This is a genomic window from Gordonia pseudamarae, assembly GCF_025273675.1.
Taxonomy (GTDB): Bacteria; Actinomycetota; Actinomycetes; order Mycobacteriales; family Mycobacteriaceae; genus Gordonia; species Gordonia pseudamarae.
Genome location: NZ_CP045809.1, coordinates 2,286,319 through 2,305,156 on the forward strand (window position 1 = coordinate 2,286,319; position 18,838 = coordinate 2,305,156).

The window sequence follows — 18,838 nt, forward strand, 5'->3', positions numbered from 1 at the left end:
CGTGACCGATCCGTACACCGATGCAATCGTGAGTGTCGTCCGCGGTATGAGCAAGAGCGAACCCAAGCCGATGCTCAAGCGAGTACGGTTCGAACTGGACGACGCGGGCGTGGGCGACGATTTCTCGGAGACTGATCTCGTCGATGCGATCACCTCCGCGGATTCCAACAGCCCGGCCCGTTTCGAGTTCCACATCCAGCTGTCCAAGTGGGATGCGGTGTCTGACGCCGCTTGGGCGCCCGGCGCGCCAGAGCACTCGGTGGAGCGGCGGAGCAATGCCCTTACTGCACTTGGGTTTTCAGACCGCGCTCAGGAGCGGATAAACCACGCTTTCCAAGTGAGCCTGTCGGGGGCCACAGTAATCTCCGACAAACCGGCGGACTGGGACCCCTGGTACCACACGGAGGGAGTCCGTTCCTTCTATTGGGACGGATACCGGGGCGTCCTGGAATCGAAGGGGTGGGATGCCACGGCGATCGGCGAATTGAGCCGCGCCACCGACGAGGTGGTCAAACGGCTCGCGAATCCCGAACGGGACGAGCCCTACCAGTCGAAAGGTCTCGTGGTCGGGCACGTTCAGTCCGGAAAGACCGCGAACTTCACCGGTGTCATCGCGAAGGCGATAGACGCCGGCTATAAGCTCATCATCGTTCTCACCGGGACGATCGAGTTGCTGCGCAGTCAGACCCAGCGGCGCCTTGACATGGAACTCGTGGGGGAGGAGAACATTCTCGGCGGCGTGCCCCGAGATGACGATGAGCTGACCGCGACCGTCGACTACATAGGTAGCGGTGACATCGATTGGTTGGACGGAAAGTTCGTCTCCTACGGAAAGGACCCCAGGGAACTCGGGTTCCCCGGAATCCGCCGGTTGACGGGAGCCAGCGACGACTACAAACTTCTCAAGGCCGGTCTGGGCTTCCTTGATTTCCGTCAGACCGACCACCTCGTTGATCCGGCCCGTCCGCTGTACGATCCGCTCAACCTCTACCGGCCGGACATTCGTATCGCCGTCGTCAAGAAGAATTCGACAGTTCTGAAGAAGCTCGTCAGTGACTTGAAGTCCACAAAAACGGATCTCGGTGAGATCCCTACGCTCATTATCGATGATGAAGCCGATCAGGCATCGATCAATACCACCAGACCGAAGAAACCGAAAGACAAAGAGTCCAAGGAGGCAAGAGAGCGCACCGCAATCAATGGTTGGATTTCAGAGCTACTGATCCGACTGAAGCGCGCACAATATATCGGCTACACAGCAACTCCTTTTGCGAACGTCTTTGTTGACCCTGAGGACTCGGAAGACCTGTTTCCGAAGGACTTCATCGTCAGCCTCGATCCACCGCCGGGCTATATGGGCGGAAAATCGTTTCACGATCTCGACGACGAAGTCCCGGACGTCGACGACACAGCCGACGAGGAACGGACCGTCGCAAACTCCAACGAGAAGGCATTCGTGCGCTCCCTGGTGGCCGACCCGGATGATATGGACGCGCGGGACAAGGAAATGCTCCAGGCTCTCGACGCGTACGTCCTAGCCGGGGCAGTCAAGCTACACCGATCCTCGGTCCTCGGACAGCCGAAACTCTTCCGCCACCACACGATGCTCGTCCACGAGTCGGTCAACACGGCCGAGCACGCGGCGCTGGCCAACGACATCCGCAAAGTGTGGGCGTCGGCAGGCTACGACCTGCCGATGGGTCTCAAGCGACTCCAGGACTTGTGGAACGCAGACTTCCGACAGGTGACCGAGGCTCGTGCTCCGGAGGCCCCCGCGATCGCCGCCTTCGCCGACCTGATCACCCACATCGGGCACGCGGTGGACAAGATCCAGGAGGGAGTGAACCCCGTCGTCATCGTCAACGGGGTGGCGGAGAAGGACTACCTGCAGGACGACATCAACTTTCAGGCCGGGGATGTGTGGAAGATCCTGGTCGGCGGTGCCAAGCTTTCTCGGGGCTTCACGGTCGAAGGCCTGACGGTGTCCTACTACACACGCAGGACGATGGCAGCCGACACACTCATGCAGATGGGACGCTGGTTCGGATATCGGGCAGGTTATCGTGACCTGGTACGACTGTATATCGGCCGCAACGTACCCGGCCCGAGAAATACCGTTGTCGACCTGTATCGGTCGTTCCAGGCGGTAGTGCGCGACGAAGAGGATTTTCGTGAGGAACTCCGCCGCTTTCAGGGGTTCCCTGCGTGTCAGGGTGAGTTGAGTCCAGCGGTTCAGAGCAAACCCGCCTGCAGGGCGAGATACGGATCAACCCCACGATGACAATTTCCAGCCTGGCCGTGGCCGGGGACAATGCCTGCATGGATTCCTCGCATCCGCGTTCTGACGGTCCGCGCCGACGCCGCACGTTCACCCCGGCGGACAAACTCGCCCACCTGGCCGCATATGAACAGGCCTGTGAGCGCGGCGAGGGCGGCGCCTACCTGCGTACCGAGGGCCTGTACTCGTCGCTGATCAGCGAATGGCGCAAACAACGCGACGCCGGTGTCCTCGACGGCAAACCCGCTGGGGTGAAGATCGGCAAGCTCACCGCCGAGCAGGTCGAGATCGCCCGACTCAAACGCGAACTCGACAGGACCGGCAAGCGGTTGGCCACCACCGAGGCGGCTCTGGAGATCATGGGAAAAGCGCACGCGCTCTTGGAACAGATCTCCGAGAGCGCGGACACCGACGAGCCGCGCAAGAAGCACTGATGGCCACCCATCACGACCTGACCGAGGCCGGCGTGAGCACCCGGGCAGCCACCTCGCTGACGGCGGTGACGCGATCTACCGCCGCCCGCAGCAGGGCGCGCAGGCAGTGGCCGGCACCGGCCGCGAGGAAGGTGCCCGTGAACAAGCTCACCGACGCCGAACGCGCCCGCGTGTTGACGATGTTGAACTGTGACCGGTTCGTCGACCAGGCCCCGCTCGAGGTGTATGCGCAGCTGCTCGACGAGGGCATCTACCTGTGTTCGGTATCGACGATGTACCGGATCCTGCGGGAGAACAAACAGGTCACCGAGCGGCGCCGGCAGGCCCGACACCCCACCCGCACCTGCCCGGAGCTGGTCGCGACCGGGCCCCGGCAGGTCTATACCTGGGACATCACGAAGCTGCCCGGGCCGGTCAAGGGCGTCTACTACGACGCCTACGTGATGGTCGACATCTACTCCCGCTACATTGTCGGCGCCCACGTACAAACCCGCGAATCAGCAGTACTCGCAGTGGAATTCATGACCGACGTCTTCAGGGTTCATGGCACACCAACGGTGGTGCACGCCGACCGGGGAACATCGATGACCAGCAAACCGGTCGCAGCGCTGCTCGCGGACCTCGAGGTGACCCGGTCACATTCGCGACCGAAGGTGTCCAACGACAACCCGTACTCCGAATCACTGTTCAAGACCCTCAAGTACGGGCCCACGTTCCCGCAAAGGTTCGGATCCATCCACCACGCCCGGGACTTCCTCGACACGTTCGTGACCTGGTACAACCACGAACACCGGCACACCGGCATCGGCCTGCACACCCCGGCCGACGTCCACTTCGGCCTCGCCACCGACAAAGCAACGCAGCGAACTGGTGTGCTGACCGCGGCCCGTTTGGCCCACCCCGAACGATTCACGCCCGCAGACCCGACACCGAAGATCCTGAACCTGCCGGCCAGCGCCTGGATCAACAAGCCCGACACCACGACCGATCACGCCGCCGCGTAACACCCACTGGACTCAATCACCTTGACAAGTTCCGGTTCAACGATGACGGCAGACCCCGCGTGCGGCCAATGGATGTTCCGCCGTTGGTGTATCAAAGCCTGCCGTACCTCAAGCCGACGAGCGGCACCAAAATGTACAATGCGGAACTCACCGAGCAGGGGGAGGGTGGCAAGGTCGTCGACTTCAACCAGCAGGGTGAACACGACGACCAGGTCAATTCGCATCACTTCGAAGCTGTGCAGGATCTGCTTGATGCCGCAAATGCCGACGGAGAGTTCTTCTATATCAATCCTGCTGGTGCGCCGAGGCCGTGGTACGCGCGATACGGGATAGTTGATGCCGAATCGCTGATCGACGTTGTCGGTAAGTTCAGGTGGGCGAACAACTTCAGGTTCGATCCCTACGTTGCGTTCATGCGTAAGGCGATCAAGGAGGGAACGCTCAAGGATTGGGTGGTCATCGTGCCTCAGATTGCCTCGCTCCCGACGAGAACGGTCTGCGGACGTGAGCTGAAGGTCATGCGTCGATTTCGCCGCGACGATCGGCCCTGGCAGTTCTCGGGTTCATCGACTCGTCAGCGTGATGCGTTGTATGCACTTTCCAATGGAATCGACGCCGAGACGATCGACGTCGACGGCGCGATCGCTGCAGCCCTCGAACTGCCCGAGTACGCACACATCAAGGGCCTCAGGGCCGCGACACGCGGCGCATTCCTGTTGACCTTTGCCGGTGACAGCACATCGGCACGATTCCACGACGCGAAGGGCGTGACCGACCCGAAACTGTTGCCCGACGTAACCGACCCGAAGCACATTGCGACGCTGTTCTCGTGCGCACTGCCGTTGGCGTCGGCGCCGGCAGGCCGAATCGCATTCAAGGTTCGCCGAAAAGATCTCCCCGACGATCCGATAGTGACGGACTTGTAGGTCGGAACATGACATCTCACGATAGAGCCCCGTGGAGTGGTGGACTTCGGATCAACTGTAGTAATCAACGAGTCATGATGAATGCTAGCTGATTTCGAGCATCTGCACCTTCTTGTGGGTGGGTGTGGTGGCGTGTTCCTTTGCGGCGATCACCGCCCGGAGTTCGGTCATGCTGACATCGGAGACGTAGCGGCGGGTGACCTGCCACTCGTCGTGCTGCTCGATCGCCACCGCCGTCGCCACACGGAGGAACGCCACCGGATTCGGGAAAATCTCCACGACGTCGGCTCGGCGCTTGATCTCCTTGTTCAACCGCTCGATCGGATTGTTCGACCAGATCTTCTGCCAGTGCGCCCGCGGGAACGCGGTGAACGCGAGCACGTCGTGCTTGGCCGATTCCATCATCGACGCCACCTTCGGGCCCGAGGCAGACAAGGGTATCCACGACCTGATCCCACTGTGCGGTCACCTCGACCGGATCGGTGTGTGCAAAGATCGTCTTCACCGGCGGCACATGCTTCGAGGCGACCGCACCCTGCAAGTTTCGCATGAAATACACCCTGCGCCGCTGCCACGAAGCACCGGTGAATTGTTGTGTCACAGCAGCTTTCAAATCTGAATGGGCATCGGAGATGGTCAGGTGCACTCCCGACAGGCCCCGAACCTTGAGGCTGGCGAGGAACTCGCGCCAGAACTCGAACGACTCCGAGTCGCCCACCGCCGTACCCAACACCTCGCCGGTGCCCTCGATCGACACTCCGGTCGCCACGACAAGGGCCCGGGAGAGGACATGTGCTCCCAACCGGACTTTGCAGTAGGTGGCATCGAAGTAGACGTACGGGAAGGTGGTGTGCGTCAGGCACCGTTCCCGGAATCGGGCGACCTCGTCATCGAGGCCGGCGCAGATCCGGGAGACCTCCGACTTCGAGATTCCCGACGTCACGCCCAGTGCGGCGACGAGGTCGTCGATACTACGAGTGGACACCCCGTGCACGTAGGACTTCATGATCACGGCGTGCAATGCCTTGTCGATCCGCCGGCGGTGCTCGAGCAGCGATGGGAAGAACGATCCGGACCGCAGCGTGGGGATCTTGAGTTCGACATTCCCGGACGTGGTCGAGATCGTCTTGCTGCGGTGCCCGTTGCGGTGGGTGGTCCGGTTCTCGGTGCGTTCCTAGTTGTAGCTCCCAGGGAGGTTGTGAACGGCGTGGCGGCTGTGAACGGGTGAGGGCCTCCGGTATCGGTGTGGTTACCACACACACGCCGAGCACCGAGAGGCCCTCATGACCCACCGTAATGCTTTCCTGACCGAACGTGGACGCCTGAGTCTGGCTCGGCGCGTCGTCGAGGACCACCCCTACGTGTCAGGGTGAGTTGAGCAGCTGAACGGTTCAACTGTTCACAGGCCACAGCGAAGAAGTGGGCTGACCGCTACCGTGAGCACGGCGCAGCCGGTATGTCCGATGTGTCCAGCCGCCCACACCGCTCACCTCACCGGCTACCACAGCGCCGGGAACGACGGATCATCAAGCTACGCTTCCTGCGTCACTGGGGCGCAGCACGCATCGCCGCGCACCTGAAGCTCGCCCAATCCACCGTCGAGGCGGTGCTGCGCCGGTACCGGATGCCGCTGCTGCGTCATCTCGATCAGGCCACCGGATTGCCCGTACGTGCACCGAAACCGCGCCGGTACGAGCACGATGCCCCCGGTGACTTGATCCACGTCGATATCAAGAAGCTCGGCCGTATCCCCGACGGCGGCGGCCACCGCGTGCTGGGCCGCGCCGAGGGCGCCAGGGGTAAGAAGCAGCAGCGGCCAGGGTATGCGTACCTGCATCACGCCGTCGACGATCACACCCGACTGGCGTATTCGGAGATCCTCACCGACGAACGCGAGGAGACCGCGGCCGGGTTCTGGACCCGGGCCAACACTTTCTTCACCGCGTATGGAATCACGTGAAACGAGTCCTCACCGACAACGGGTCCTGTTATCGATCAAAGGTTTTCGCGCAATCGCTCGGTGACCACATCAAACACACAAGGACCCGACCGTACCGGCCGCAAACCAACGGGAAAGTCGAACGCTTCAACCGCACTCTGGCCGGCGAGTGGCTATGCGCGTGCCTACACCTCCGAGAACGCCCGCGCAGCCACCTACCACGACTGGCTCCACAACTACAATCACCACCGAGCCCACACCGGCATCGGCGGACTCACCCCCATCGAACGCCTACGCGTTCACAACCTCACGGGGAAGTACACCTAGTAGAGTCAGATTTCTGGAGGTATTTGCCGAGGTGTCGGCGGGTGCGGTATTTACCCGTTCGGCTGGTTCAATCCCAGCCGGGACCACCAGGTCAGAGCGTTATTGCTGGCCAGCGTGCAAAATACGTGCAGTAGCGGCCCGATTCGGGCCGCTACTGCCATTTTCGGCACCTTCGGAACAGACAACACCGCCGCCCCGTTCGATGGCCTCGACGTGGGGCGGCGGTGCTGGTTTCGGGTGAGTGGGCGGTGAACCTATCAGGCCGGGGCGCGCGCCGCGCGGGCCAGGTGCTCGGCGGCCGATCCTACTGTGATCAGCTGCTTGTCGACGTGTTCTGCCGGCGCGTAACGCCGCCGATGCGAGGGCTGGGCTACCTCATGAGTGCGCGCCGCCGGACTGCGGACGGTGATGCTCCGCACCAGCGGACGCAGCTCCGTGCGAATGAACTCTGCTCGGCATAGCCGAGCTCACGGGCAATCACCGCCATCGGCAGTTCGGTCGTCTGTAGCAGCTCGATCGCCCGGGTGCGCCGTACCTCCGCAAGAACCTCCTCGAATCCGAGGCCTTCGTTGTGGAGTCGACGCTGCAGCGTCCGAGGGTGGACCAGCATCGCCGCGGCCACCGACGCGAGGTCCGCTTCGCCGAGAGGCAGCAGTTTGATCAAGATCTCGCGAACCTGCCCGCTTGGTTTGTCATGGTGGACCTGGCTCGTCAGGTATTGCTCTGCGAGCAGATACGCCTGCTGGTCGCCACTGATCGGCCGATCCAGGTCGGCGGCAAGGAAGATGATCTCGTTGGCGTCGGCTTCGAATTCGATCGGGCATGTGAAGTGCCGGCCATAGGTCGCATCTGAGGACAGCTGCTGATGTGTCATTCGGATTCGTACAGGGGTGAACTCACCGCCGGTGATCCGTTCGAGCATGTCGAGTACGACAGCGGCCGTGAGTTCGGTCAGCTGGGCCGTTTGAGGCATTCGCCGGACCCGATACTTCCACGTGAAGGCCGACAGCTCCGCTGATTTTCCCCGTGCCGAGGCCACTACTGCCGGAGTGTAGGTGTACAGGTACCGGATGAGACCGGTGAGTGCCTCGTCGAGAGTCCGCGCGTTGCGAATCAGCACCGACACGGGGCCGAACATCGCGAAGTCCTGGTAGCGGGACAACTGCAACCCGAAGTCCGCGATGCCGAGAGTCGTTGCCGCGGTGTTCATCAACTGCGCCAGCTTCGAGTACGGCACGAACGCGCCGAACGCAGGCTCGATCGATCTGTCGAACCCGACCAACGCGAACATCTCGGCCGGATCCCCACCGGCATCGATGATGAGCTCAGAGATGTGTGTGAGCGACGTCGCCCGAATCAGATCCGACATGTCGTAAATTGTCAAAAATCCGTCGCGTTCTGTCAAGCAATGGGAATCACATGGCATCCATACTGGGATCTGTCACACAGTGACGCAGCCCATATCCCGCACTTGTGCCGCAGCCCGGAAAGGCCCAGCGATGACTACCATGAACATTCCACCGGCTCTGACCCTCGACGCCACAGACATGCCGTGGGCCCACGGCATCCTGGCTCCCGGATTCTCCCTCCAGTTGCTCGCGGCGGACGTCGAGAACGGCTTCGTCGTGTTCAACGGCCGTTTCCAGCCCGGCACCGTCCTGCCCACACACCAGCACACCGGTGCCGTGCACGGCTTCACCAGCGCCGGCCGCTGGTTCTACCAGGAGTACGGTGACGCATCGATGAACGTCGCCGGGTCCTACATCTTCGAACCCGCGGGCTCGGTGCACACGCTGGAGACCCCTGCCGACAACACCGAGATCACCAAGGCGACCTTCGTTCTCTACGGCGCGCTGATCCTGATCGACGGCGACGGCGCCTGCACCGGCATTGTCGATCCCACCACGACTCTCGCGATGTACTACAACACCCTCGAGCAGCAGGGTGATCGGCGACCGAACCTGATCCGCGGCGGCACCGCCGACATCCGCTGAGCAGAGAACGAGACAGATCATGAGCAACGAAGCCACGCTCGCTCCGCAGTCCTTTGCCGGCCGGGTGGCGGTCGTCACCGGTGGCACCTCCGGAATCGGCGCCGCCACCGTCACGCACCTGGCCCGACTCGGTGCCACGGTCCACGCGGTGGGCCTCCAGGCGGACCGGTTCGACGCCCCAGAAGGCCTGCCGATCGTCACACACGAACTCGATGTCACCGCCGACGCATCGGTCGAGGCATTCTTCGATCGCATCGACCGCCTCGACATCCTTGTGCCCGCTGCCGGACTGACCATGGGCGAGGCGGAGTCGACGACGGCCGGATTCCGAAAGGTTATCGACATCAATCTGCTTGCGGTGCAGGACTTCTGCTATCGCGCTGCGCCTCTGCTTGCCCGTAGTGATGCCGGCTCGATCGTCTGCATCGCCTCGATGATGAGCTACTTCGGGTCCAAGGACGGCCCTGCCTATTCGGCGAGCAAGGGCGCGATCGTGCAGCTCGTCAAATCGATGGCGCAGATGTTCGCCGCCGACGGCACTCGTGTGAACGCGGTCGCGCCCGGCTGGGTGGACACCCCGCTGTTCCGCTCGATCGCCACCGTGGCGCCGGATGTGTTCGCCGGGATCGTCGCCAGAACCCCGCTCGCCCGGATCGGCGACCCGTTCGAGGTCGCGAAGGCGATCGCCTTTCTCTGCAGCGATGACGCCTCGTTCATCAGCGGATCGACGTTGCCCGTCGACGGCGGTTACCTGACCGTGTGATCCGCCGGGGCCCGCCGACCGCGCGGCGGGCCCGGTCCCTTTCGATTATCGACAAGACCCTCTCCCCGCCACACTGAAAGCAGGTCCGCCATGCGTGCCGCACGCTACCACGGAGTCCGCGATGTCCGACTCGAGCAGATCCCCGAACCCGAGCCCGGTCCCGGCCAGATCAAGATCGCAGTTGCGTACAACGGCCTCTGCGGATCCGACTTGCACGAGTACTTCAACGCGCCGACCTTCATCCCCATGGAACCGCACCCGCTGACCGGGGCCCATGCGCCGTGCGTTCTCGGTCACGAGTTCTCCGGGACCGTCGTCGCTGTCGGAGACGGTGCCGGCGTCTTCGGTCCCGGCGATCGGGTGGCAGTCAGGCCGACCTATTCGTGCGGTGAATGCCCCGCCTGCCGTATCGGCGCCCCGAACATCTGCAAGCAGCTCGCCTTCCACGGCGGCAGCGCGGCCGGCGGAGGTCTGTCCGAGTTCACCGTCGTCGACGAGACCATGGCACACAAGTTGCCGGACTCCGTGTCACTGCTGTCCGGTGCGCTTGTCGAACCGCTCGCTGTGGCCCAGCACGCGGTGAATCGCGCGGCACCCGGTGCCGACGACACCGTGGTCGTCATCGGCAGCGGCGCCATCGGCATCGGCGTCTGGCTCGCGCTGCGCGCCCGCGGCATCGAAAAGGTGATCGTCTCCGAGCCGTCCGGTCAGCGACGGCAGGCGATCTCCCGACTCGGCGCCGAGCGGGTTGTCGACCCGACGTCCCAGGATCTGCAGACGATCGTCGACGAGGTGAGCGGCGGCGTTGGAGCCGCTGTGGTTTTCGATGCAGCAGGCGTGCCGCAGGCCTTCGCCGACGGCCTGTCCGTTCTCGCTCCCCACGGAATCCTGATGGTCGTCAGCGTCTACGAACGGGGACTCGACTTCAACCCCACGGCCCTGCTCACCGGCGAGCACACGATCACCACCTCGTTGACCTACTCCGACACCGAGTTCGCCGAGGTGATCGCCAACATGGAGCGAGGCGTATACGGCGCCGACGGATGGACCGACGTGATCGGGCTCGACCAGTTGACCGATGCGTTCGAGCTTCTGCGGGCCGGCGAAGCGGTCAAGATCCTCGTTGAGATCTGACCGTCATGGCGTCCCCTCCGACGGCTGGCAGTGGCGTCGCCCGTCTGCATACCCTTATCGCCGAACTTCGGCTCCCGGTCGTCGCAGCACCGATGACCCGGATCTCGGGACCCGAACTGGTCGCCGCCGCATGCGCGGCCGGGATCATCGGATCGATGCCCGCACACAACGCATCGACCACGGCGGAACTTGACTCCATGCTCACCGGCCTGTTGTCGGGACTCGGTGATGCGGGACGGCTGTTGATGCCCAACCTGGTCGTCCATCGCGCCAACTCCCGGATCGACGCCGATCTCGAGTGCTTTGCCGATCACCAGGTCAGTGCGGTGATCACCAGTGTCGGCGCTCCCGACTCGGTCGTCCGGTCGCTGCACCGCGCCGGCATCGCAGTCCTGGCCGACGTCGCCTCGGTCGCGCACGCTGAGCGTGCTGTTCGCGCGGGCGTCGACGGTTTGGTCCTTCTGACCGCCGGTGCCGGTGGTCAGACCGGAGCCGCGAACCCGTTCGCGTTCGTCCGCGAAGTCCGCCTACGTTTCGATGGGGTGATCGCGCTCGCCGGCGGGATAGGCGACGGCCGCTCGATTCTGGCGGCACAGGTGGCCGGCGCCGACCTGGCCTATCTCGGCACCCGGTTCCTGGCTACCGACAAAAGCCGCGCCGACGAGCGGTACCGCCAAGCGGTCCTGGAGGCCGGCCTTGATGACGTCCGTCTCACCAGCCGGATCAGCGGGATTCCGAGCAGCATTCTGCAGAGTTGGCTGGACCAGCACGAACCCGATCCCGCGATCACCACCGCGGGCTTCGACTTCGGCTCGCTGACAGATGCCGGGCCGTTCGCATGGAGCGCCGGGCATGCGGTCTCCGCGATCAGACAGACCGACAGCGTCGCCGACGTCGTGGCCGCCCTGGACGCCGAGTACAGATCAGCCGTCGACGACACTCTGGCCAGGTGGCGGCCCACCCCGACCCCTCACACCACTTCAGGAAAGGAATGACCATGGCGGATATGCGACTGTGGCGACTGATGTACGAACCGCTTGATCGGGCCTGCCGGTACTACCCCGCACGGACGGCGGTGATCGACGGGGAGCGGCGGCTGACCTACGCCGAACTGGGTGCCTTCACCAACCGTGTGGCCAATGGATTCATCGAGCTCGGACTGAAGCCCGGTGAAGCGGTCGGCATGCTGATGCCGAACTGCCTGGAGTTCATTCCGACCCAGCACGGATTGTGGAAGTCCGGCGGAGTCATGGTGCAGATGCCCGCACGGGCATCTGCCCACGACCACGCGTACTTCCTCAACGCTGCTTCGGCGACCACTCTCGTGTACCACGAGCTCTTCGCAGACATCGTTGATCAGCTGCGTGCACAGTGCCCGACAGTGCGTCGTTTCATCCGGATTCCGGCAGTTCCCGCCTCCGCGACTGAAGTATCGGAGCCGTCGGACGAGCTGAGTTTCAAGGAGGTATTCGACAATCAGCCGGCAACGCCTCCCTCTATCCACGTGGAGCCTGAGGATCTGGTGAGCATCTCGTTCACCTCGGGTAGCACCGGCCAGCCCAAGGCAGTGAAGAACTCGCATGAGCGCACCCTGCACATGCATATTCCGTCCGGTACCGAGATCGGCGACGTGCGCGCCGGTGAGGTCTTCGCGCTGGGCGCACCTCTCACCCATTTCGCGCAGATATTCGTGTTGCCGACACTGCTCCACGGCGGAACCCTCGTGCTACTACCCGGACTCGACGTCGATCTCCTTTTCGATGTAGTCGAGCAACACGCGGTCACCGCCACAGCACTGGTTCCCACGGTGATCTATCAGATGCTCAACCACCCGCGCCGGGACGAGGTCGACCTGTCGTCGCTGCGGACCGTCGTCTACGCGGGGTCGCCGATCGCTCCGGATCGGCTTCGGTCGGCCATCGAGCTGTTCGGCCAGGTCTTCACTCAGACGTACGCGGGAACCGAGCCCGGCTTCATGACCTGCCTGACAAAGGACGACCATGACCTCAACGACCCGGCAGCAGTCGGGCGTCTGGGATCGGCCGGCCGCGCCATGTCTCATGTGGAACTGTCCATACAAGACGATCAGGACCGCGTCCTACCGGTCGGTGAGGTCGGTGAGATCTGCTGTCGGCAGCCAGGTCGAATGGTCGGCTACGTCGATGCCGCGCAGGACGCGGGTACGATCCGCGATAGCTGGGTGCACACCGGCGACATCGGCTACGTGGACGAATTGGGCTATGTGTACGTTGTCGACCGCAAGAAGGACATGGTTGTCACCGGCGGATTCAATGTCTTTCCCCGGCAGATCGAGGACGTACTGCTGACCCACCCCGATGTCGCCCAATGTGCTGTGATCGGTGTTCCCGACGAGAAGTGGGGCGAAGCCGTCAAAGCGATCGTGGTCAGCACCCCGGATTCGGCGGTCGGTGCCGACGACCTGAAAACGCTGGTGAAGGAGCGCAAGGGTGGGGTCTGGGCGCCCAAGAGCATCGACTTCGTCGACGACCTTCCCCTCACGACCACGGGCAAGGTCGACAAGAAGGCCCTCAAGGCTCCCTTCTGGCGTGATCAGGACCGACTCGTGCACTGAGCCACCTTCCAACCGCGGCTGCGACAACGTGGCGGTCATCAGGGTCGGGCGTCCCTGTGATCGCCGCTTCGAGCGGCTCCCAACCTTCCACGCAGGCATCCTCTTGGGCGACCCGGTTCACCCGGGAGTGGCGAGCTATGAAACGTCTCTTCACCCGTCGCTGATGGACTCCTCGGTCAACGCAGGGGATGGGCGAGGAGGAGCTCGCAGTTGCGGTCGGTCAGCTTCCCGATGCGTTCGGGGTCGGTGTGTAGGTCGTTGTAGGCGAGTTCGCGATACAGGCTGGCCAGGCCGTCGGGTGTGAGGTCGGATTCGTCGGCGGTGTACGGTGCATCGGCTTCGATGAGCGGTGTGAAGATCGACAGGGTGCCGTCGGCGTTGTCGACCACCTCGACGATGCGGGCCAGTTGCGGGAAATCGATGTGGCTGGCGGTGTTGATTTCCCAGAAACTGTGTTCGGCGGTGCTGCCGCGGTGCGGGATCAGCCGGTTGTTGTGGGTGTGTCCGTTCACCCAGGCGATGACATTGTTGTGCCGGGCGAGCATCGCCACCAGGGCTGTGCCGTCGTACTGGCGTTCGCCGGGGGTGTCGGGGTTGGGCAGGGCGGCGGACATGGTGTCGGAGGTGTGGTGGCTGAACACGATGACGAGCTGGTCGCGGTGCGCGGTGATCTGGCGCTGAATCCACCGCAGCTGCCGATCGCCGATGGAGCCGTCGGATAGGCCCAGGCTGTTGCAGGTGTTCATCGCGATACCCAGCACGCCCGGCGCGATCTGGAAGGTGTACCAGGTGGGTCCGTCGGGGGCGGCAAATCCGTGACCGACGGGGCCGGGTCCGGTGAGCGCCGGGTCGAAATGCCGCCGCACGAACTCCTGGTTGGAGAACGGCCGACGACGCGAATCAGGGGTCACCGGGTACGCCGGACCGCTCACCCGCAGCGCCGCCATCAGAGGGCCCAAAGCCGCCGGATTGGACTGCATCGCTTGGGCGATCTGCCCGGCCGCCGGATTGGTCGCGGGCACATCGAGCTTCACCGACCACAGGTACATGTCGTCGAGAATGTTGTTCGGGATGGTGCCCAGATACTGGTCATCGTGGTTACCCAGCACCGCGTACCACGGGACATTCAGGCCGGGGCTGCGGTGTTTCGCGATGGCCGCACGCAGGTAGCCGGGGATCTGGACGTATCCACGTTCCTTGTAGATGTCTCGGATCGCGGACTCGGGCTGCCAGTACAGTGTCGAACCGAAATTCTGCACCCCTTCGAATCGGTTGGCCGCACCGGTGTTCGGGGTGATCGAGCCGCCGGACAGAACTTTGCAGAACCAATCGAGTTCCACCGATTCGCGGTTGTCGGTATTGTCGCCGGTGGTGACGACCGCATCGAAACGACGCCCCGAGAACGGTCCGCCTGACAGCGAGTTGATCCGGTTGACCAGCGATACCGCGCCCTGGGTGTTGAGTGCTTCCTGGGGTCGGAACGCCGAGCCGGTGATCAGATCATGGGTGTACTCGAAACGAGCCGGGCTCTGCACGTCGGTGATGTGCATATCGGTGAGCTGAACGAAGGCGGCGAGACCGTTCCGGGTCCTGCTACGGCCCGCTTTCGCAGTGGCCAATTCTTGGCGCACGTATAGCGGCCACCCCGGGCCCGCGACCAGTTTCCGGTAGCCGCCCGCACGGGCCCCGCCGGGCCGTGCGGCCCGCGCCAGGGTGGTACCGGCGGTGTTGGCCTCGGCCAGGACGTCAGGGGCTGCGGCGGCGATAGCTCCGCCGGTGGCGAAAGCGCCGACGGTGGCCGCGCCCGCGGCGAGGAAGGTACGACGGGACAGCGCGCTGGGGCGAGAACCTGGCATGGCAGCAGACTAGCGGGTTGCTCGTCGCTCAGTACTGAAGACGGGGGACGGCGCCCTATCGGTCGGCCTTCCACGTTTCGCGACCGCCCACTCCGTGCTGCTTGAGGAACACCGGGCGATCGGGTGTAACCGCGACGAAGCACGCCTCCGCCGACTCCGGTCCGCCGGGAAAGAAGGCGTCAAGGTCGTAGCCGAGCAGACCGGTCCACAGTCGGCGCTTGGTGTCGAGGTCATTGATGATCTCGGCGGCACCCCAGACCTCGACACCGTCACCGCTCGCTCAGTTAACTGATCCGAGGACCGTGGCGTGACAGTTGGGCGCCGACGGATCTCGTGAATGTGGTTGGTGCACTGGACGTGACCTGGGCGGACCCTGTCGCCGACGTGGTGACCGAACGGTCGGTATCTCTGCCAATTCGTCAATGATCACCTACGGTGGAGCCATGACTTCTCCCCGCGACGTCACCGCCAAGCTTGAGGTGTCCGTCCAAGCCGCCACCGAGATCGAGATGCAGATCGCGGTGGCCAGGCTGCCCGGTCTGGAACTGACCGAGAATCTGACGGTGACCCTGGACGATTCTCCGGTGGAGGTCGAAGAGATCATCGACGATCACGGTTCCCGTATTCACCGGCTGCAGGTCGACAGCGGGCTCATCAAGGTCGACTACTCGGCGTCGGTCACCACACCCGCCGATCCGATTCCGGTCGCCATCACCGATCGCTCCACCTACCTGCGACCGAGCCGCTACGCCGAGTGTGACAAGTTCTTCGGCTTCGCCGCCGGGCAGTTCGATTCGTCGCTCCCGGACGGCGAGTTGCTCAACCAGGTCACCGCGTACGTCGAGGACCGGCTGAGTTATATCCCGGGTGCCAGCGATCCCATCGACGGTGCGGCGGACACACTACTGGCCGGCGCCGGAGTCTGCCGTGACTATGCGCATCTCGTCGTCTCACTGCTGCGTGCGCTCAATATCCCGGCGCGGCTCGTGGCCGTCTACGCCCCGGGCTGCGATCCGATGGACTTCCATGCCGTCGCCGAGGCGATCATCGACGGGCAGTGGGTCGTCGTCGACGCCACTCGACTGGCGCCTCGGCAGAGCCTCGTGCGTATCGCGACCGGACGTGATGCCGCGGACACCGCATTCCTGGACAACCACCGTGGCTCTATCAACCTCGATTCCTATGAGGTCACCGCAACGGTTCGTGACGGACTGCCGATTGACGACGGGACCGAGCGCATCTGCATCGGTTAGGTGTGTGGACGCTATCACCTGCCGAGCATGAATTGCGATCCACGCGGTCATGTGTGGCGACTAGGGTGATGCCATGCGATACCCCGACCGCGTCGCCGGCGTTGGTGCCTGGTTCCTGGTTCCTGGAAAACGGTCATCGTGCGTTGCTGACGATCACCGGCGGCCGGTTTCCCACGTCGATACTCGGTATGAAGACGATCGAGTTGCATACCGTGGGCCGCAAGTCCGGCAAGCCGTACACGACTCTGCTCACCACCCCGGTCCATGACGACACGCGCGTTGTCCTCGTCGCGTCCAAAGGCGGGTCGGGTAGGGATCCCGACTGGTTCCGGAACGCCGTCGCCACCCCGGACGTGACGGTGATCGTCGATGGTGAGACGGTGCCGATGCGGGCACGGGCAGCCACCGCCGCCGAGCATGCCGAACTGTGGCCACAGGCGGTCAAGGCGTATCAGGGCTACGTCGGCTACCAGCGCAACACCGACCGTACGATCCCGCTGCTGATCTGCGAGCGGACCTGAGGCGGTTGCGTCACGACGATGTGAGTCTGGTCGCCATTATCTCCGATGCCGGAGCCGCGCGGATCCGATGCCGGCGGCGGCATACCGATGGTGAGCAGGAATTTTATGCGCGTACCGTCGACCCGCGGCAGGTGGTGCCGGATCGGAAGGGCACCATGCCGTGATAGACGCCACTCACGTTGTTTGTTAGTGTCCCCTCTCATGCATCAGACGTTGCTGGGGCTGCCCCATGCACAAGTTGCCCCGGCAGACACGCGAGCAGATGTCGCCGAGGCACTCGCCGAAATCCGTCAACCCGTCGCCGTCGTCGCGTCGCCGCTCGGCCCGGTTCCGGTGGTCGTCGGGGATGGGGGACTGGCCGAGATCGCCGGGAACGAACTGCTCGCGCTTCTGCCGCCCGTATACCCCGAATGGCTCGGCGAGCGCTCATTCACCGCCGCGCACGGTGTGCGTTTTCCCTACGTCGCCGGTGAGATGGCCCGCGGTATCGCCACCCCGCAGATGGCGATCGCCGCCGTCCGCGCGGGCGCGATGGGTTTCTACGGCAGTGCGGGACTGGATCTGGACACCGTCGAGGCCGGGATCAGGGAGATCCAGGCGGCCCTCGGCCCGGACTCGCCAGGATGGGGCGCCAACCTCATCCACAACGTCCAGGACGACCGCCGCGAGATGGCCACCGTGGAACTGTTCCTGCGGATGGGTGTGCGCTGTGTGTCGGCGTCGGCCTTTATGCAGCTGACCCCGGCCGTCGTGCTGTACGCGGCCAAGGGGCTGCGCCGCGGCGGTGACGGACAGATCATCCGGTACGGCAGCGTCTTCGCCAAGGTCTCCCGGGATGAGATCGCCCGGCACTTCCTCTCACCCGCGCCGGAGGCGATGCTCCGGGCGCTGGTCGCCGAGGGCCGGCTGACCGCCGAAGAGGCCGAACTCGCCGCCCAGATCCCCATCGCCGAGGACATCACCGCCGAGGCCGACTCGGGCGGCCACACCGACAACCGCGCGCTCACCGTCCTGCTGCCCAGCCTGATCGCACTGCGCGACGAGATCGCCGAACAGTACGGCTACACCGTGCTTCCGCGTGTCGGCGCGGCCGGCGGTATCGGAACCCCGGCCGCGGTGGCGGCCGCGTTCGCCGCCGGCGCGGCCTATGTGCTCACCGGCTCGGTCAACCAGTCGGCCGTGGAGAGCGGACTGTCCGAGGACGGCCGCGACCTGCTGGCGCTGGCGCAGGCCACCGACGTGGCCACCGCCCCGGCCGCCGACATGTTCGAGATGGGCGTGACCGTGCAGGTTCTCAAGCGCGGCACCATGTTCGCCCAGCGCGGACAGCGGCTCACCGAGTTCTACCGCAAATACGCCTCGTTCGCCGACGCCCCCGCGCAGGAGGTCGCCGCCCTGGAGAAGCAGGTCCTGCGGCGCAGCATCGACGAGATCTGGGCCGAGACCAAGGACTTCTTCTCCAGCCGCGACCCCCGTGAGATCGCGCGGGCGGAGGCCGACCCGCATCACCTGATGGCGCTGGTGTTCCGCTGGTACCTGTTCTCGGGTGCCCAGTGGGCCCGCGAGGGCGACACCGATCGCCGTGGGGACTATCAGATCTGGTGCGGCCCGGCGATGGGCGGGTTCAATACCTGGGTCAGGGGCAGTTTTCTCGAACCCGTCGGGTCCCGCACCACCGGCCAGATCGCGCTCAACCTTCTCGAAGGGGCGGCCACCATCACCCGCGCCGGCCAGCTGCGCACCGCAGGTGTCCAGTTGCCGCCCGGAGCGTTCGATTTCCGGCCCAGACCCCTGGGCTGACGAGTACCACCCACCG

The 18,838-nt window shown here is 64.3% G+C and carries 13 protein-coding genes and 2 pseudogenes; 12 read left to right on the top strand and 3 right to left on the bottom strand.

Annotated elements, in window-relative coordinates; translation table 11 throughout:
* The first annotated feature begins 1 nt into the window (after position 1).
* From GII31_RS10110 to GII31_RS10120, 3 genes are all read left to right on the top strand, one after another.
* Complete coding sequence (locus GII31_RS10110) at positions 2 to 2,281, top strand: Z1 domain-containing protein (protein WP_260840411.1); 2,280 nt, start codon at positions 2 to 4, stop codon at positions 2,279 to 2,281.
* Positions 2,278 to 3,716 (top strand): IS3 family transposase gene (locus GII31_RS10115; RefSeq protein ID WP_407649855.1). Its coding sequence is split into 2 segments (ribosomal slippage): positions 2,278 to 2,650 and positions 2,650 to 3,716, totalling 1,440 coding nucleotides; the frame shifts between segments, so codons are not numbered across the junction. Before GII31_RS10110 ends, GII31_RS10115 begins: the two co-directional genes overlap by 4 nt.
* 68 nt (positions 3,717 to 3,784) lie before the next feature.
* Positions 3,785 to 4,642 (top strand): hypothetical protein, encoded by an 858-nt coding sequence (locus tag GII31_RS10120; RefSeq protein ID WP_260840412.1) that lies wholly within the window; start codon positions 3,785 to 3,787, stop codon positions 4,640 to 4,642.
* Positions 4,643 to 4,726: 84 nt separating this feature from the next.
* Here the strand turns inward: GII31_RS10120 and GII31_RS10125 are convergent.
* Positions 4,727 to 5,816 (bottom strand): annotated as a pseudogene (locus tag GII31_RS10125) (IS256 family transposase); the annotation flags it as partial.
* A 109-nt stretch (positions 5,817 to 5,925) separates the two neighbouring features.
* On the opposite strand from GII31_RS10125, the pseudogene GII31_RS10130 reads away from it, so the two are divergent.
* Positions 5,926 to 6,908, top strand: a pseudogene (locus GII31_RS10130) (IS481 family transposase).
* 370 nt (positions 6,909 to 7,278) lie between these two features.
* Here GII31_RS10130 and GII31_RS10135 read toward each other — a convergent pair.
* Positions 7,279 to 8,277: an AraC family transcriptional regulator gene (locus GII31_RS10135; protein WP_213249157.1), complete on the bottom strand. Its 999-nt coding sequence runs from the start codon at positions 8,275 to 8,277 to the stop codon at positions 7,279 to 7,281.
* A 130-nt stretch (positions 8,278 to 8,407) separates the two neighbouring features.
* Here GII31_RS10135 and GII31_RS10140 point away from each other — a divergent pair, with 130 nt between their 5' ends.
* The 5 genes from GII31_RS10140 to GII31_RS10160 all read left to right on the top strand — a co-directional run bounded on the left by GII31_RS10140 (position 8,408) and on the right by GII31_RS10160 (position 13,392).
* A complete protein-coding gene (locus GII31_RS10140; protein ID WP_213249159.1) occupies positions 8,408 to 8,902 on the top strand; it encodes a 2,4'-dihydroxyacetophenone dioxygenase family protein in 495 nt (164 codons plus the stop codon).
* Between the two features lie 19 nt (positions 8,903 to 8,921).
* Positions 8,922 to 9,665, top strand: coding sequence for an SDR family NAD(P)-dependent oxidoreductase (locus GII31_RS10145; protein ID WP_213249161.1), 744 nt, complete (start codon positions 8,922 to 8,924; stop codon positions 9,663 to 9,665).
* A 90-nt stretch (positions 9,666 to 9,755) separates the two neighbouring features.
* Complete coding sequence (locus GII31_RS10150) at positions 9,756 to 10,799, top strand: 2,3-butanediol dehydrogenase (protein WP_260840414.1); 1,044 nt, start codon at positions 9,756 to 9,758, stop codon at positions 10,797 to 10,799.
* A 92-nt stretch (positions 10,800 to 10,891) separates the two neighbouring features.
* Positions 10,892 to 11,794: an NAD(P)H-dependent flavin oxidoreductase gene (locus GII31_RS10155; RefSeq protein WP_246222203.1), complete on the top strand. Its 903-nt coding sequence runs from the start codon at positions 10,892 to 10,894 to the stop codon at positions 11,792 to 11,794.
* A 2-nt stretch (positions 11,795 to 11,796) separates the two neighbouring features.
* A complete protein-coding gene (locus GII31_RS10160; RefSeq protein WP_246222204.1) occupies positions 11,797 to 13,392 on the top strand; it encodes an AMP-binding protein in 1,596 nt (531 codons plus the stop codon).
* A 176-nt stretch (positions 13,393 to 13,568) separates the two neighbouring features.
* Here GII31_RS10160 and GII31_RS10165 read toward each other — a convergent pair whose 3' ends face one another.
* Positions 13,569 to 15,248, bottom strand: coding sequence for a TIGR03767 family metallophosphoesterase (locus tag GII31_RS10165; RefSeq protein WP_213249167.1), 1,680 nt, complete (start codon positions 15,246 to 15,248; stop codon positions 13,569 to 13,571).
* Between the two features lie 443 nt (positions 15,249 to 15,691).
* On the opposite strand from GII31_RS10165, the gene GII31_RS10170 reads away from it, so the two are divergent.
* From GII31_RS10170 to GII31_RS10180, 3 genes are all read left to right on the top strand, one after another.
* Entirely contained in the window at positions 15,692 to 16,501 is an 810-nt protein-coding gene (locus tag GII31_RS10170; protein ID WP_213249169.1) for a transglutaminase-like domain-containing protein, read from the top strand.
* A 68-nt stretch (positions 16,502 to 16,569) separates the two neighbouring features.
* On the top strand, positions 16,570 to 17,022 hold the full coding sequence (locus tag GII31_RS10175; protein WP_213249171.1) for a nitroreductase/quinone reductase family protein: 453 nt from the start codon (positions 16,570 to 16,572) through the stop codon (positions 17,020 to 17,022).
* Positions 17,023 to 17,223: 201 nt separating this feature from the next.
* Positions 17,224 to 18,822 carry a PfaD family polyunsaturated fatty acid/polyketide biosynthesis protein gene (locus tag GII31_RS10180; protein ID WP_213249174.1) on the top strand — a complete coding sequence of 533 codons (1,599 nt, stop codon included), beginning with the start codon at positions 17,224 to 17,226 and terminating at the stop codon, positions 18,820 to 18,822.
* The last annotated feature ends 16 nt before the right edge of the window (positions 18,823 to 18,838 follow it).

Coding starts and splice junctions, on each gene's coding strand:
- GII31_RS10180 (WP_213249174.1), top strand. CDS start 17,224: ATGCATCAGACGTTGCTGGGGCTGCCCCATGCACAAGTTGCCCCGGCA.
- GII31_RS10160 (WP_246222204.1), top strand. CDS start 11,797: ATGGCGGATATGCGACTGTGGCGACTGATGTACGAACCGCTTGATCGG.
- GII31_RS10175 (WP_213249171.1), top strand. CDS start 16,570: ATGCCATGCGATACCCCGACCGCGTCGCCGGCGTTGGTGCCTGGTTCC.
- GII31_RS10165 (WP_213249167.1), bottom strand. CDS start 15,248: ATGCCAGGTTCTCGCCCCAGCGCGCTGTCCCGTCGTACCTTCCTCGCC.
- GII31_RS10170 (WP_213249169.1), top strand. CDS start 15,692: ATGACTTCTCCCCGCGACGTCACCGCCAAGCTTGAGGTGTCCGTCCAA.
- GII31_RS10155 (WP_246222203.1), top strand. CDS start 10,892: ATGACCCGGATCTCGGGACCCGAACTGGTCGCCGCCGCATGCGCGGCC.
- GII31_RS10150 (WP_260840414.1), top strand. CDS start 9,756: ATGCGTGCCGCACGCTACCACGGAGTCCGCGATGTCCGACTCGAGCAG.
- GII31_RS10145 (WP_213249161.1), top strand. CDS start 8,922: ATGAGCAACGAAGCCACGCTCGCTCCGCAGTCCTTTGCCGGCCGGGTG.
- GII31_RS10140 (WP_213249159.1), top strand. CDS start 8,408: ATGACTACCATGAACATTCCACCGGCTCTGACCCTCGACGCCACAGAC.
- GII31_RS10120 (WP_260840412.1), top strand. CDS start 3,785: ATGGATGTTCCGCCGTTGGTGTATCAAAGCCTGCCGTACCTCAAGCCG.
- GII31_RS10135 (WP_213249157.1), bottom strand. CDS start 8,277: ATGTCGGATCTGATTCGGGCGACGTCGCTCACACACATCTCTGAGCTC.